The following is a 15,998-nucleotide window of genomic DNA, read 5'->3' as shown; positions in this document are numbered from 1 at the left end:
CAGATTCCGAGCCGAATCTGAAGCGGTCCTTAAGAACAGAGGCTCCCCAGCCGAGTGGCGGTCGACGCCGATCCGCGCCCCCTACGGTCGGAGCATGCTCCCTTCCGCCCGCGTGCTCCTCGTCGAGGACGACGACGCCATCCGCTCCTCCGTCGAGGCCGCCCTCCGCGGCGAGCGCTACACCGTGCGCGCCCTGCCGACAGGCGAGGACCTCGCCCGCGAGCTCGCCGACTTCGCGCCCGACCTGGTCGTGCTCGACTGGATGCTGCCCGGCCCGAGCGGCATCGTGCTCGCCGAGCGGATCCGGCGCACCAGCGACGCGGCCGTGATCATGCTGACCGCGCGCGACGCCGTCGACGACCGGCTCCGCGGCTTCGACGAGGGCGTCGACGACTACGTGGTCAAGCCGTTCGTGCTCGCCGAGCTGGTCGCCCGGGTCACCGCGGTGCTCCGTCGGCGCGGCCGCGTCCCCTCGATCATCGAGATCGGCGACCTGGTCGTCGACCCGGACGCCGGACGCGCCCGCCGCGGCGGCGAGCCCCTCGACCTCACCGCGACCGAGTTCCGGCTGCTCGCGTTCCTCGCCGGAAGCCGCGGCCGCACGCTGACCAAGACGCAGATCCTCACCCAGGTCTGGGGCTACGACCACGTCGACCCGAACCTCGTCGAGGTGCACCTCAGCTCGCTCCGCAAGAAGATGGAGGCGCACGGCGACCGCCTCATCCACACCGTCCGCGGGCTCGGCTACCGGGTGGAGGCGTGAGCGTCCCGGCAGGCGCCGACGCCGCGGGCACCGCCCCCGCAGGCACCCCCGCCGCACGCCCCGCATCCGCCCCGCTGCGCACCGGCTCCCTGCGCCTGCGCACCGTGCTCGCCGTGCTCGCCCTGCTGGCGGTGCTGCTGCTGGCGCTGTCCGCGACGGTGCAGGTCGTGCTCGGCGAGCGCCTCCGCGACCAGATCGAGGAGCGCCTGGCCGATCGCGCCTCCGCCGCCGCGGCCCTCGTCGGCACGATCGCCGACGACGAGCTCGCCTCGCGGCTCTCGGCGCAGGGTGTCGCGGTGCGGATCCGGAGCCCCGACGGTGAGGAGGTCGTCGCCGGCCCGAGCCCCGAGCAGCTGCGCCAGGGGCCGGGAGCGGCGGACCAGCTGGGCGAGCCGCCGAGCCCGCCCGGGAGCACCGGTGCCGCCGTGCCCACGCCGCGCGACGTCACCGTCACCGTCGCCTCGAGCAGCGTCTCCGGCGACGACGGCCTGATCACCCTGCAGTCCGTCCTCAGCGACGGCACCGTGCTGACCCTCAGCAGCGAGGCGGGCTCGGTCGGCTCGACCCTCGCGTCGCTGAACGGGATCCTGCTCGGCGCCTCGGCCGTGTTCCTCCTGCTCGCCGCCGGCGCCCTCGTCCTGGTGGTCCGCGCGACCCTGCGGCCGCTCGAGCGGATGACCACCGTCGCCCGCTCGATCGCGCACGGCGACCGCGGCCGCCGCCTGCGCCCCTCGCGGCCCGGCACCGAGCTCGGCCGCACCGCCACGGCGTTCGACGAGATGCTCGACGACCTCGAGCAGGCCGAGCAGTCCGCCCTGGCCGCCGAGCGCCGGATGCGCGCCTTCGTCTCGGACGCCGCGCACGAGCTGCGCACCCCGGTCGCCGGCATCCAGGCGGCCGCCGACGCGCTGGTCCGCGCCGACGGCACCGAGGAGGAGCGCGAGCGGCTGTCGGTGCACGTGGTCCGCGAATCGCTGCGGGCCGGCCGGCTCATCCAGGACATGCTGCTGATGGCGCGGCTCGACGAGGGGCTCGCCCTCGACGCCCGGCCGCTCGATGCCGGCGCGGTGGCGGCCGCCGCGATCGAGCGGCAGCTGCTGCGCGGCTCCGGCCCCGAGATCGTCCTGCACCGCGACCCCGCGGCGCCTCCCGTGCACGCCGACGCCGACCGGCTGGGCCAGATCGTCGGCAACCTGCTCGAGAACGCCGCCCGCTTCGCCCGCTCCCGGATCGACGTCACGCTCGCCCATGCCGACGGCCGGGTCACCGTGACGGTCGACGACGACGGCCCGGGCGTCCCCGAGGCCGACCGCGACCGCGTCTTCGACCGGCTCGTCCGCCTCGACGACGCCCGCAACCGCGCGGACGGCGGCTCGGGCCTCGGCCTGCCCATCGCCCGCGGCCTCGCGCGCGCCCTCGGCGGCGACCTGGTCTGCCTGCCCGGCGCCGCCGGAGCGCGCTTCCGCGTGATCCTGCCCGCCGGCTGAGGAAGATCACCCTGCGGCGTGGGATCCCCATGCTGATCGAGTAGCCCGCGAAGCGGGCGTATCGAGATCCCCCACGCCTCGAAGAGCATCGCCCCGGAGAGCGCCATCCCGCTGCCTCCGATGAGACTCCACGCGCGGATCCCGCCAGGACGCATGCCGTCGTGGGAACGAGTGACCTTCGCAGTCCCGAGGCAGGCGATCGCGGCTTCGAGAGGCTCGATGAACGCGCGATACGCCTCCGCGGGCGTCCGGCCGGGCACCGTGGCCTATCGGGCGTAGGGGACGGCCATCACCAGGCGGAGGATCGATGCATCCTCGGTGGTGTCGTACTCTCCGGCATCGACCCGGTCGAAGAACTCGCCGAGAGTGATGCCGAGCCGGTCGCTGACGCGCAGCCGGAGGAATTCGCGCCCGTCTGCGAGCGGAACCTCCTCGGCGGGGGGAACGACCACCGTCGTAGCGACTGCACCCATGATTGAACCTCCTCTGTACCGATGAGCCGTCAGCATGACGCACACCCCCGACAGACGGCAGGTCGACGCCGGACGTCCGCACAGGCCCTCTTCGGCCCTCCATCCAGTCATCCTCCTCTCCGACCGCCGAGGGGGTCCACCTCCAGCGGGACCCGCTGGCGGGCGCGGCTCAGAGCTCGACCACGAGGCGGTCGGCCGACGCCCACTCCGCCTCGACATCCGCGAGAGCGACGGCCCGCAGCGGGGCGTCGACACCATCGTCGCCGGGCTCTCGGCCCGCCGCCTAGTCTGAGAGCGTCCGCCGCACGAACGAGGAGACCTGGGTGAACGTCCGCGAGCTGCTCGGCCACCCGGAGCTGCAGCTCACCCTGGTCGGCGGCGACGACGTGCAGCTGGCCCGTGCGATCTCGGGCACCTACACGATCGACCTGCCGGATCCGGGACGCTTCCTCTCCCCCGGCGACGTGGTGCTGACGAGCGCGCTCTGGACCTCCGGCCGGGAGAGCGTCGAGCGCTTCGTCGGCGGCGTCGCCGACCGCGGAGTCGTGGCCATCGTCGTCGGCCTGATCGCGGTCGGCTCGCTCCCGGAGGGGATGCTCGAGGTCTGCCGCCGGCACGGCATCGCTCTGCTGACGGTGGCGCCGGACGTGTCGTTCAAGACCATCGCGCAGACGGTCGCCGGAGTGATCGCGCAGGCCGACCTGCCGACGCTCGGCCGCGAGGCGCGGTTCGCCCGGCGCCTGCTCGCCGATCCCGCCTCGGGCGAGGGCGTCCAGGTCGCCCTGCGCGCCTTCTTCGAGGAGTTCGCGCACGGCAGCTGGGCGGTCGACCGCGCCGGCACCCTGGTCGCCTCCGCCGGCGGACTGCCCACGGCCGCCGACTACGGCGCCGCCTGGGAGGCCTCGCTCTCCTCCCCCGACAGCCGCTGGGAGGTCACCGAGCACGGCCGCTCGCTCTCCCGCCGGGCCCTCTTCTCCGCCGCCGGCGAGCGGCTCGGCGTGCTCGTCGTCACCGGCGATCAGCGCGGCTGGTCGGAGGAGACCGCGGACGGCGTCGAGCTGCTCGCGGGGGCGGTCGCCGGCCGGCTCGACCTCGCCCGCCAGCGCGAGCGCACGTCGGCCGCTCCGCTGCTCGACCTGCTCCGGGCGCTCCTGCACGACGAGCTGCCCGAGTCCGAGACCGCCGTGCGGCTGCGGCTGCTCGGCTTCCGCCTCGGCGCGCCGCTCCGGGTGGTCGTCGCGCGCACCGACGACCCGTCGCTGCCCCCGGAGGCGCTGCTGCAGCCGCTGCGCGCGGCCGCCGAGCGCGAGCACGCGCGGGCGCTGGGCGCGGTGCTCGACGGGGCCGCCGTGCTGCTGCTCGGCGATCCCGCGGACGAGAGGTCGTCGCCCGGGCCCGCGCTGCGCTCGGCGGTCGAGGCGGCGCCGTGGCTGCTGCACGAGCGCCGGATCGCGATCGGCGTGGGCGATGCCTCGCGCGCCGTCGAACAGCTGGGGGTCTCCCTCCTCGCGGCCAGGGAGCGCGCGAGCCGCGCTTCCTCCGACGAACCCGTCTCGATCGTCGAGCACACGGTCCCCGTCTCGAGCGGCGCCCTGCTCGAGCTGGTCGCCCCGCGCACCCGCGCGGCCTTCGCGCTCACCGTCCTCGGACCGCTCGTCCGCTACGACGACGAGCACCGCAGCGACATGGTCGAGACCCTGCGCGTCTTCCTCGAGAGCGGCGGCTCCTGGCGCCAGGCCGCCGACCGCCTGCATCTGCACGCCAGCACCCTCCGCTACCGGATGCAGCGGATCGAGGCGCTCACCGGCCGCGACCTCTCCGCGATGGCCGACCGCGTCGACCTGCACCTGGCGCTGCGCTTCCTGTAGCGGGCCGGCACCTGCCGGAGGACACGGCCTGCGCCAGTCGACCGTGTCGCGTCAGCGTGCGCTGCGGGCGCCAGACCGTCCCGTCTGTGCCAGATGTTCGACGGCCGATGAGGATGGATGCGAGCATTCGTCGTCTCACCTTCCATTCACTCCTGAGGAGCCTCCGTGCATCGTCGTCCCGACTCCCTTCGCCCGCGCCGCTGCGCCGGCACCCCGTTCACCGTCGCCGCCTCCCTCGCCCTGACCGTCGGGCTGCTCGGCTCGGCCACGGCCGCCCACGCCGCCGTGGCGCCGACGGCCACTCCGACCCCGACCGCGAGCGCGACCGCCGCCTCCGCCTCCGCCTCCCTAAGCGCGACCGCCCGCGGCGAGCTCGTCCTCAAGCCCGGCGAGAAGCCGGCCTCCGGCACACCGCTGAGGTGGACCATCACGGTCACCAATACAGGCGACGTCCCCCTCCACAACGTCGCCACCACTTTCAGCGACGGACTGATCACCCTCCAGCCTGGCGAGAAGCACGACTTCATCGAGCAGGACCTCCTCACCCAGAACATCATCAGCAACGGCTACGCCCTCCTCACCACCCAAGCCACCGCACTCACCCCCACCGACACCGAGATCACCACCCCCATCACCGCCCGACACGACCTCCCCACCCCCACCCCCGCGCCCGCACCCGCGCCCACGCCCACGGCCACGCCGACGCCGACTCCCACACCGACGACACCTGTGCCCGCTCCGACGACACCTGTGCCCTCCCCGACGACACCGGCACCGACGCCGACACCCGCGCGGGGCGCCGCTTTCAGCGCGACCGCAGTCGGCGAGCTCGTCCTCCCGCCCGGCGAGAAGCCGAAGGTCGGCACCGAGGTGAAGTGGACCGTCACCGTCACGAACACCGGTGATGTCCCCCTCGACGACGTCGCTATTGTGGTCGCCGGACGCGGCATCCACTTGGAACCCGGCCAGGGACGCGACTTCGTCTATTCGACGACCCTCGACCAGAAGCAACTCGCGGATGGCTACGCCGTCAGCATCGACACCCTCGGCGCAACGGAACCCGACGGCACGGAGGTTTACACACCCCTCCGCGCCCGACTCGCCCTCCCCGGCGCGACTCCCGCACCGACTCCGACCACGCCGGCGCCCACTCCGACGACACCGGCACCCACCCCGACCACTCCGGCGCCCGTCCCAGCTGGTGAGGGCGCCCTGACGGCCACCGCCCACGGCGAGCTCCTGCTCAAGCCGGGCGAGAAGCCGAAGGTCGGCACCCCGGTGCAGTGGACCATCACGGTCACGAACACAGGCGACGTCCGCATCGACTCCATCCTCAACAAGGTCATCGGGGGCCTCCTCGACCTGCAGCCCGGCCGGAGCGGAAAGCTCATCGGAACGATCGGCCTCACCCAGACCGACCTCACCAACGGCTACGCCGTCCTCGACGTCCCCGTCACCGGAAAGAACGCGAAGGGCGCCGAGATCATCGCCCCGCTGTCCGCCCGACTCGACTTCTCCACCCCGACGCCCCCGACGCCGACGCCCACTCCGACCACACCGGCACCCGCACCCACTCCTCCGGGCCCTGTGCCGGCAACGCCGACATCCGCCCCGGTCACTCCCGCACCGGGCACACCCGCCACAGTGGCACCGGCCGCTGTCGTACCCGCCGCTTCCGGCACGACGGGCTCGTCGAGTTCGACCACGAAGAGCCCGACCGCCGCTGAGACGTCGAAGCGCCGCCTCGCCGAGACCGGATCCGACGCGGCGGGCGTGCTGTCCGCCGCCGGGATCCTCACCGTACTCGGCGCGATCGGCGTGCTCGTCGGCCGCCGGCGCCGCCGTACCCGTCCGGCCACCGACCGAGCCGGCCACTGACCGATCGCCGGTGACGGCGACGCCCTTCGACGCCACCGGCGATCCACCACGGCCCGGGCCCGCTTCTTCGGCGGACCCGGGCCGTTCCTGCGCTCTCCGCACGATCGCCCCCCACCGCGGGCGGGAAGATAACGCAGCCTGTCACCGCCGAGCTCATCAGTCCCAGATCCATCGCCCGCGCCAGCGTGCGCTGCGAACGCCAGACCGTCTCACCTGCGCCAGATGTTCGACGGCCGATGCGGCTGGATGCGAGCATTCGTCGTCTCGCCTTTCATCACCTCCCGAGGAGCTCCGTGCACCGTCGTCCCGACCCCCTCCGCCCGCGCCGCTGCGCCGGGACCCCGTTCACCGTCGCCGCCTCCCTCGCCCTGACCGTCGGGCTGCTCGGCTCGGCCACGGCCGCCCACGCCGCCGTGGCGCCGACGGCCACCCCGACGCCGATCGCGAGCGCGACTGCGAAGGGCGCCGCTTTCAGCGCGACCGCAGTCGGCGAGCTCGTCCTCCCGCCGGGCGGGAAGCCGACGGTCGGCACCCAGGTGAAGTGGACCGTCACGGTGACCAACACCGGCGACGTCCCTCTCGACGACGTGGCCCGAACGATCGCGGGACCCGGCCGCCATCTGGAACCCGGCCAGACCCTCGAGCTGACCTCGTCGACCACCCTCACACAGAAGCAACTCACGGAGGGCTCCGCTGTCCTCGACGAGTTCACCGGCGCGAGGACACCCGACGGCGTCTCGGTCTACACACGCGTCCGCGGCCGACTCGCCCTCCCCAGCCCGACTCCCGAACCGACCCCGACCACACCGGCACCCACTCCGACGACCCCGGCCCCCACCCCGACCACACCGACGCCGGCCCCGACCACACCGACGCCGACGCCGACATCGGCCCCGACACCTGCGCGAAGCGCCTCCTTGAGCGCGACCGCCCGCGGCGAGCTCGTCCTCAAGCCCGGCGAGAAGCCCCAGGTCGGCACCCAGGTGACGTGGACGGTCACGGTCACGAACACCGGCGATGTCCCCCTCGACGACGTCGCCACCGTCTTCGCCGAACCAGGCTTCCGCCTCGAACCCGGTCAGGCCCGCGAGGTGACCACGTCGACCACCCTCGACCAGAAGCAACTCGCGGACGGCTACGCCGACCTCGATGTGTTCGTCGACGCGAGGACACCTCGCGGCCCATTGGCCTACGCACACCTCAACGGCGAACTAGCGCTCCCGGGCCCGGCACCCACGCCGACTCCGACCCCGCCGACACCTCCCCCGACGCCCACTCCCACCCCGCCTGCACCCACCCCGACCCCGCCGGGCCCCACGCCCGCACCGACACCGACGCCCACCCCGGCCTCCCAGGGCGCGCTGGAGGTGTCCGCCAGCGGCGAGCTCGTCCTCGCGCCCGGCGAGAACCCCGCGGTCGGCACCGAGGTCGAGTGGACCATCACGGTCACCAACACCCGCGCCGACACCGTCTACGACATCACCAGCAGGACCGCGGAGAACTTCTTCGACCTGCAGCCCGGCGAGACCGACGAGCTGACCGCCACGACCGAGCTCACCCAGGCCGACCTCACCAACGGCTACACCGTGCTCGACGACATCGTCGACGGACTCGACCTCTCCGGGGAGGAGATCGAACCGATCAGCACACCCGTCACCGCCCGACTCGCCCTCCCGACGCCCACGCCCACCCCGCCGGCACCCACCCCGACCCCGCCGGCGACGCCCACCCCGCCGGCGCCCACCCCTGCACCGGCACCCACCCCGGCACCGAAGCCCTCACCGACCACCCCGGCCCCCGTCGTGCCCGCAGCCGCCGGCACCACGGGCTCCACCACGAAGAGCTCGAACGCCGCCGAGGCGTCGAAGAACCGCCTCGCGAAGACCGGGTCCGACGCGGCCGGCGCGCTCTCCGCCGCCGGGATCCTCAGCGCACTCGGCGCGCTCGGCGTGCTCGTCGGGCGTCGTCGCCGGCGCAACCGCTCCGCCCACTGACCGCTCGCCGGCGGAGTCGACGCCCTTCGACACCGCCGCCGAGCCACGACGGCCTGAACCCGCCCTCCCGGACGGGTTCAGGCCGTTCTCGCGTTCCCCGGGGCCTTGCCACCAGCAGAACCCGGCCGATCGGGCCCATGACCGGCCCTCCCTCGACGCCGACCTGCCCACTTCGACACAACGCCCGCCACGACTGCACATGAGTGCCATCACTCTCATCGAGCGCCTCATTGCCCACTCCACGCCACCGATGTGTCAACTCCTCCTCTCCGATGTGATCGTTTCCGAGCTTCACTCGATATTCGAATCACCACCGCCTAGGAGTTCGCATGACCCCCCGCCGCCACGACATCCAGGGACCCCGCCGGCCCCTCGGAGCACCGCTCAGCATCGCCGCCTCGCTCACCTTGAGCGCCTGCCTGCTCGGCTCCACCGCCCTCGTCGCCCACGCCGACGAGTCCACCGCTCCCGCCGCCGTCGAGACCACCGCGCAGGCCGTCCCCGTCGAGACGACCGCGCAGGCCGTCCCCGCGGACACCACCGCACAGCCCGTCACCTCGGCACCCGCCGCACCCGAGGCCGAGCCCGCTCCGGCCGCGCAGCCGTCCGCCCCGACGGCCGCTCCGGAGCCCGTCTCCCCGGACCCCGTCTTCCCCGCCGCCTCAGTGGCGCCCGCGGCGACTGCGCCCGAGGAAGCGACGATGCCGGTCGCCGCCGCCACCCCGGTGCCCGCCGTGCCCGCGACCGAGACGCCGGTCTCGACACCCCAGCAGCAGCCCACTCCGGCCGCGTCAGCAGCCACGTCGGTCGGCGTGACCGCGACGGTGAAGGGCGTCCTCGACCTCGAGCCCGGCGAGAAGCCCCACGTCGGCACCCCGGTCAAGTGGACCATCACCCTCCACAACGCCACCACCCACCCCATCGACGTCCTCAAGGCGCTCCTGCACCTCGAGCCCGGCGAGAGCGGCGAGGTCGAGGACAACCTCGCACCCACGACCATCACCCAGGCCGACCTCGACGCCGGCCGCGTCACCTACACCAGCCGCTACGACATCGTCTCCAGCGACGGCCGCCAGATCATCCGCGCGCAGGGCGCACTCGACCTGCCCGAGACCGCACCGACTCCGAGCACGACGCCGACCACGAGCCCGACCGCGACGCCGGCCACGACCGCACCCGCCCCCACTCCGACCACCACCGCGTCCGATCGGGTGACCGCCTCCGTGCGCGGCGTCCCCGATCTGAAGCCGGGCGAGAAGCCGACGGTCGGCACCACCGTGAAGTGGATCGTCACCTTCCTCCACCACAGCCCCGACACCGTGAAGATCGATGGAACCACCCTCGAGCTCACCCCCGGCCGCAGCGGCTACGTCGAGGACACCACCCAGCCGAGCACGATCACCCAGGCCGACCTGGACGCCGGCGTCGTCCGCTATGAGAGCGAGTTCGGCGTCGAAGCACCGGGGGGCCGCTACACGATCCCTGCGCGCGGCGAGCTGACCCTCCCGACGCCGGCTCCGGCTCCGGCCGCCGCCGAGCACCCCTCCCTCACCGGGAGGATCGCCGGCGAGTTCGTGCTCCCGGCCGGTGGGCGGGTGCAGGTCGGCACGCCGGTGAAGTGGACCGCCACGCTCACCAACTCCGGCGACGTCGCCCTCTCCGACGTCCACGTCACCGATGCGGGAGAGCACACCGCCCTCGCCGTCGGCGAGACGAAGGACCTGACCTTCTACTCGACCGTCACCCGGAGGGACATCGTCCAGGGCTTCACCTTCGACACCTTCCACGCGAGCGGCCTCACCCCGGCCGGCTCCACTGCGAGCCTCGAGCTGAACGACTCGCTCGATCTCACCTCCGACGAGGGACGCGTCGCCGTCATCACCACCGGCGCGCTCGAGCTGACGGCGGGCGAGCAGGTGAAGGCCGGCACCCTGGTGAGCTGGACCGTCACGGTGACGAACACCGCCGGAACGGACCTGCACGACCTCTCCGCCGACGGTGACGCCCACAGCGAGACGATCGCCGTCCTCACCCCGGGCGAGACCCGGCAGCTGCACCTCGAGACCACCGTCACGGCGCAGGACCTCGCGGAGAACCGCACCCTCCTCGTCGCCGACCTCGTCGGGCGCACCGGCGACGGCCCCTTCTCCGCCTCCGCCTCCGGCGAGCTCGCGATCGGCACCGAGCACCCGCGCCTCGAGGCGAGCTCCACCGGCGCGTTCGACCTCGAGCCGGGACAGCCCGTCACGGTCGGCTCGACGATCATCTGGACCGTCACGGTGAAGAACACCGGCGACGTGTCCTTCCTCGACCTCGACCAGCAGGGTCCCGGCAGCATCGCCGTCGGCGAGACGAAGGTCTACCAGGTGGTCGACGCCGTGACGCAGAAGGATCTGGACGCGGGAGTGGTGCGACGGGTCTCCACCGCCACGGGCATCCGGAAGGACCGCCCCGACTACACCTCCGCGCCCTTCCTCGGCGTCCTCCTGATCCCGGCGGCCGTGGACGGAGCCGCCACCGGCACGCCGACGCAGACGGAGACGAGCACCGGGACCACCACGGAAGCCGCGACCACCGGAGGAACCGCCTCCGTGACCGGGCCGACCGTCGGCGCGGCGACCGCCGACGAGAAGGCCCCGACCGGCTTCGTGGCACTCGCCGGTGCCGCGGGCGTGCGTCCCGACGCAGCCGCAGGATCGGCTCCCAGCGCCCCGGCCGCGGCGAGCACGACTCCGCAGCGCGGGGGCGCCTCCGCAGCGCACCTCGCCCAGACCGGCGTCGACGCGTCGTCCGCGCTTCCGGCTGCCGGCGTCCTCGGGCTCCTCGGCGCGCTCGGCATGCTGCTCGGCGCCCGCCGCCGTCGCGGCCGCACCGCCGACTGACGCACCGTCGGTCAGGCCCAGGGCCGGTGGCGTCGACTCGATTCGACGCCACCGGCCCTCGGCCGTCCTGCACCGCCAATGGTGTCGAAGACTGCCGGGCACCCGCTTCCGCGCCAGAAATTCGCAGCCCTGGGAACACCTGTGTGAACCTTCCCGGAATCGTCTCGACCTCTCGCCGATCCCTGCCCAGGAGTGCCCTTGACCCCCTCACGCCCCGACCCCCGAAGACCGCGCCGAACACCCAGCACGCCCCTCAGCATCGCCGCGTCCGTCGCGCTGAGCGCCTGCCTGCTCGGAACGACCTCCGTCGCCGCCCACGCCGAAGGAGGCGCCGACGCCACGACCTCGGCACCGGCACCGGCACCGGCACAGGACGCCCCGTCGGTGCCCGCGCTCCCGACGGCCACGCCCTCGATCGCACCGGACGATGCCGCGCCGTCGGTCGGACCCGCTGCGCCCGAGGCCGCCCCGGCCGCCGCCTCCGCCGCACCGAGCGCCGCCCCCGCTGTGCCGGACGCCGCTCCCTCCCCCGCTCCCCCGGCGCCGACTCCCGAGACCGCCCCGCCCGCGGCCGCTCTCGCTCCGGCCCCGGCCGCGGTCGACGTCACGACCCCGCCGAGCGTCGCGGCCGCACCGGAGGCACCGGTCCCCTCTCTCGCGCCGGAGGCACCCGACGCGACGCCGACGCCGACGCTCGAGGCTCCTGCCGCCGCGTCGGAGACGCCGGTCGCCGCCGCCCAGCAGCAGCCCGCTCCGCCGCCGTCCGCGCCCATGACCGGGGACTCCCTGGTCAGCGCGACGGTGAGGGGGACGTTCGAGCTGAATCCGGGTGAGAAGCCGGTGGTCGGCACGAAGGTGAAGTGGATCATCACCTTCCGGAACAACGGCACGACCACCGCCGATGTCTACGGAACCCAGTTCTCCATCCCGGCGGGGCAGAGCCGCGACGGTCGGGACGACGTGAAGGAGCAGACGGTCACCCAGGCCGATCTCGACGCCGGAGTGATGAGGTATGCGAACACCTGGGGCATCGTCACGCCGGCGGGCGTGCACTGGATCCCCGTGCGCGGCGAGCTGCCGATCCCGGCGGAGAACCCCGCGCTCGAGGTCGTCTTCACCCCGAGGTTCGAGCCGGCACCGGGCCAGCCCGTCGTCCTCGGCACCGTGGTGGACTCGACCGTCACGGTGACCAACCGCGGGGAGGTGACCCTCCACGACATCACCTTCACCGGCACCACGCCGTTCAGCCTCGCTCCGGGCCAGCAGGCCGTTCTCGGCGTCAAGGACAAGGTCGACCACCTGGACGTGATCGCCGGCGAGTACCGCCGCGGCGAGGGCTACGTCACCGCGCGCACCCCGAGGGGCGCCGCCTACAAGACCATCGCCCCCGTGAGGCTGCCGTTCCCGAAGCCGAACGTCGTCGGCGCGACGAGCACCGCCACGCCGGCTCCCGCGCCGGGTGCCGGGGCCGGAGGGTCCCCGGCGAGCGGCACGGCCGACGAGTCCTGGCGGTTCCGCGGCGAGTTCGTCCTGAAGCCCGGCGAGCAGGTGAAGGCCGGCACGAAGGTCCGCTGGACCTCGACGCTGACCAACACCGGCCCCGACGACCTGCGCGACCTCGTCGCGGTCCGGGTGGGCGCCGTCCCCGGCAGCCCCGGCAGCACCAGCGAGAAGCTGGCCGTCCTCGCCAAGGGCCGGACCGCGCAGCTGCACCTCGAGTCCACCGTCACCGAGGACGACCTGGCGAGCGGCCTCGCCCACCTCGTCGTCGATGCGAACGCGGTGACCGGCGGGAAGACGATCTCGGTCCGCAGCGGCGCGACGCTCGCGATCCCCGCGAGCACGCCGTCCACTCCGGCGCCCACCGGGACTGCGCCCGCTCCCGCACCCACCGGCACGCCGGCCACCGCCGTGCCCACCGGGACCGTGCCCACTTCCGCGCCCACCGGCACGCCGTCGACCCCCGCACCCGTTCCGCCGACGTCTCCGGCCGCCACGGGGGACCACCTCGTGAGCGCGACGGCGAAGGGGACGCTCGAGCTGAAGCCGGGCGAGAAGCCGACGGTCGGCACGAAGGTGACGTGGATCGTCACCTTCCGCAACGACGGCCCTGTCGCGGTCACGGTCTCCGGATCCGGCCTCGTCATCCCACCGGGCGCGAGCCGCGACGGTCGGGACGTCACGTTCTCTCGGACAGTCACCCAGGCCGATCTCGACGCCGGCAAGGTGTCGTACGCGTTCACCTGGGACCTCAGCTCGACGCAGGGCAGGTTCGCGCTCCCCGTGGTCGGCGAGCTCGCCCTGCCCGGGGGCCCGGCGGCGGCCGCCGAGCGGCCCGCCCTGGAGGTGACCTACGCCCCGTCGTTCCGGCTCGCACCCGGCGCACCGGTCACCCTCGGCACCCTGGTCGACGCGACCGTCACGCTGACCAACCGCGGCGACGTGGCACTGAACGACATCCGACTCGCCGGACTCCCGCCGTTCAGCCTCGCGCCGGGCCAGGTCAGCGTCCAGCGCCTCTCGGACACGATCTCGCTGTCGGACCTGACCGCGGGCGAGTACCGCCGCGTGGGCGGCTTCGCCACCGCACGGACACCTCGGGGCGCCGAGCACCGGTCCACCCCCGCCACCATCGTCCTCGCGATCCCGAAGCCGGCCCCCACCGGCACGACTCCGGGCTCCGCGGGAGGCACAACGACCACGACCACGCCCACGCCCACACCGACACCGACCCCCACGCCCACGCCCACACCGACGCCCACGCCCACGCCCACGCCCACGATCTCCAGCCCGGCCGGCACCGCGACGCCCGCGCCCGGCACGACGGGGACCGCACCGGGTGCCACCGCAGGAGGACCGGCGGCCAACGGTCCGAGCGACGCGGCCTGGAGATTCCGGGGCGAGTTCGTGCTGCAGCCCGGCGAGCAGGTGACGGCCGGCACGAAGGTCCGCTGGACCTCGACGGTCACCAACACCGGCGCCGGCGACGTGCGGGACCTCGTCGCGGTCCGGGTGGGCACCGCCCCCGGCAGCCCCGGCAGCACCAGTGAGAAGGCGGCGCTCGTCGCGCCCGGCGGGAGCGCCGAGCTGCACCTCGAGTCCACGGTCACGGAGGACGATCTCGCGAGCGGCCTCACCCACATCGTCGCCGACACCACCGCCGTGATCGGGGGCCGCCCCACGACGGTGCGCAGCGGCGCGCAGCTCGCGATCCCCGTCGAGCGCCCCCTCCTGGCCGTCACCACCACGAGCACGCCCAGGCTCGCACCGGGAGCAGCCGTCGCCGTGGGCACCATCGTCGACACGACCTTCACGATCGTCAACCGCGGTGACGTCGCGCTCACCGACGTCCGTGTCGACACTCTGCCGCCGTTCACCCTCGCGCCGGGCGAGAGCGCGGTCCGCACCCTCGCGGGCCCTGTCCAGCAGTCGGACGTGGAGGCGGGTGAGTACCGCCGCTCGGGCACCATCACCGCGACCACTCCACGCGGCGCCGCCTACACCTCCGACCTCCTCGTCACCGCCGTCCCGATCCCCCGGGGCAGTACCACCGGCGGCCCCGGCACCGCGCCGACACCCGCGCCCACCGGGACCCCCTCGACTCCCGCCCCGACCGGCACCCCGTCCAACCCCGCACCCACCGGCACGCCGTCGACCCTCGCGCCCACCGTGACCCCGTCAGGTCCTGTTCCCCCCGGCACACCGTCCACTCCCACACCGACCGGCACCCCACCGACCCCGGCTCCCACCGGCACCCCGTCCACGCCGGCGCCCATCGGGACCCCGTCGGCTCCCGCACCCATCGGGACCCCGTCGGCTCCGGTTCCCACCGGGACTCCGTCGGCTCCGGTTCCCACCGGCACACCGGCCACCCCTGCGCCCACCGCCACCCCGTCCATCCCCGCACCCATCGGGACCCCCTCCACTCCCGCACCCACCGGCACGCCGACCACTCCCGCACCGACCGACACTCCGTCCACTCCCGCGCCCACCGGCTCACCGGCCACCCCGGCGCCCACCGGCACGCCGGGCACGGGCACAGGCCTACCGGCAACGGGCACGGCCGGTGCCGGAGCCACCGGGACGGGCACACCCGCGACCGGGACCCCGGGAACAGCCGGGACCGGCACTCCGAGCACGGGCACCACCGACGCCGGCAGGACCGGCACGCGCCCGAGCACCGCCGGTCCGCGCACCACGGACACCACCACCGGCACTCGCCCGACCGTCACCGGCACGACCGGAACCGCCACCCCGGGCGCCGTCGGACCGGGAGCCGGCACGACGACCGGCACCATCGCCTCGGGGACGACCTCCTCGGGCGGCGCCGCTGCGGCGAGCGCCGGGACGTCGGACGCCCGCACCACGGCGTCCGGCACCACCGCGTCGGGCACCGGCACCACCGCGTCGGGCACCGGCACCACCACGTCAGGCACCGGCATCACCGGCACCACCCCGTCCGGCGCCGGCTCCGGCTCGCCCCACTCCGGCGTCACCGGCACGAGGCCGACGACGGACGCCTCCGCCACCCGTCTCGCCGAGACCGGCGTCGATGCGGTGTCCGCGCTACCCGCCGCCGGGGTCCTCGGCCTGCTCGGCGCGCTCGGCCTGCTCCTCGGCCGCCGTCGACGCGGGAACCGCGCCGCCGGCTGA

8 protein-coding genes are annotated in these 15,998 nt (G+C 74.3%); 7 read left to right on the top strand and 1 reads right to left on the bottom strand.

The features are described 5' to 3' along the window. Window positions 1-94 precede the first annotated feature (94 nt). Window positions 95-763, top strand: a complete 669-nt coding sequence (locus EDF43_RS10765; protein WP_123446969.1) for a response regulator transcription factor — start codon at window positions 95-97, stop codon at window positions 761-763. Next, window positions 760-2,250 carry a HAMP domain-containing sensor histidine kinase gene (locus EDF43_RS10760; RefSeq protein WP_132436769.1) on the top strand — a complete coding sequence of 497 codons (1,491 nt, stop codon included), beginning with the start codon at window positions 760-762 and terminating at the stop codon, window positions 2,248-2,250. Before EDF43_RS10765 ends, EDF43_RS10760 begins: the two co-directional genes overlap by 4 nt. Window positions 2,251-2,516: 266 nt before the next feature. Here the strand turns inward: EDF43_RS10760 and EDF43_RS10755 are convergent, their stop codons facing one another. After that, the gene (locus tag EDF43_RS10755) at window positions 2,517-2,723 is read right to left on the bottom strand and encodes a hypothetical protein (RefSeq protein ID WP_132436767.1); all 207 of its coding nucleotides are present in this window, start codon (window positions 2,721-2,723) and stop codon (window positions 2,517-2,519) included. A 323-nt stretch (window positions 2,724-3,046) separates the two neighbouring features. Between EDF43_RS10755 and EDF43_RS10750 the strand changes: the two genes are divergently transcribed. The 5 genes from EDF43_RS10750 (at window position 3,047) to EDF43_RS10720 (ending at window position 15,998) form a co-directional block, all read left to right on the top strand. Beyond that, window positions 3,047-4,591 (top strand): PucR family transcriptional regulator, encoded by a 1,545-nt coding sequence (locus tag EDF43_RS10750; protein ID WP_123736407.1) that lies wholly within the window; start codon window positions 3,047-3,049, stop codon window positions 4,589-4,591. A gap of 165 nt (window positions 4,592-4,756) precedes the next feature. After that, window positions 4,757-6,469: an LPXTG cell wall anchor domain-containing protein gene (locus tag EDF43_RS21800; protein WP_165909080.1), complete on the top strand. Its 1,713-nt coding sequence runs from the start codon at window positions 4,757-4,759 to the stop codon at window positions 6,467-6,469. Between the two features lie 293 nt (window positions 6,470-6,762). Further along, on the top strand, window positions 6,763-8,463 hold the full coding sequence (locus tag EDF43_RS10730; protein ID WP_132436759.1) for an LPXTG cell wall anchor domain-containing protein: 1,701 nt from the start codon (window positions 6,763-6,765) through the stop codon (window positions 8,461-8,463). Between the two features lie 329 nt (window positions 8,464-8,792). Next, entirely contained in the window at window positions 8,793-11,345 is a 2,553-nt protein-coding gene (locus EDF43_RS10725; protein ID WP_132436757.1) for an LPXTG cell wall anchor domain-containing protein, read from the top strand. 198 nt (window positions 11,346-11,543) lie between these two features. Beyond that, window positions 11,544-15,998, top strand: a complete 4,455-nt coding sequence (locus tag EDF43_RS10720) for an LPXTG cell wall anchor domain-containing protein (RefSeq protein ID WP_132436755.1) — start codon at window positions 11,544-11,546, stop codon at window positions 15,996-15,998.

The organism is Rathayibacter sp. PhB179 (assembly GCF_004345345.1).
Taxonomy (GTDB): domain Bacteria; phylum Actinomycetota; class Actinomycetes; order Actinomycetales; family Microbacteriaceae; genus Rathayibacter; species Rathayibacter festucae.
This window is presented reverse-complemented; position numbering and strand designations above follow the sequence as displayed.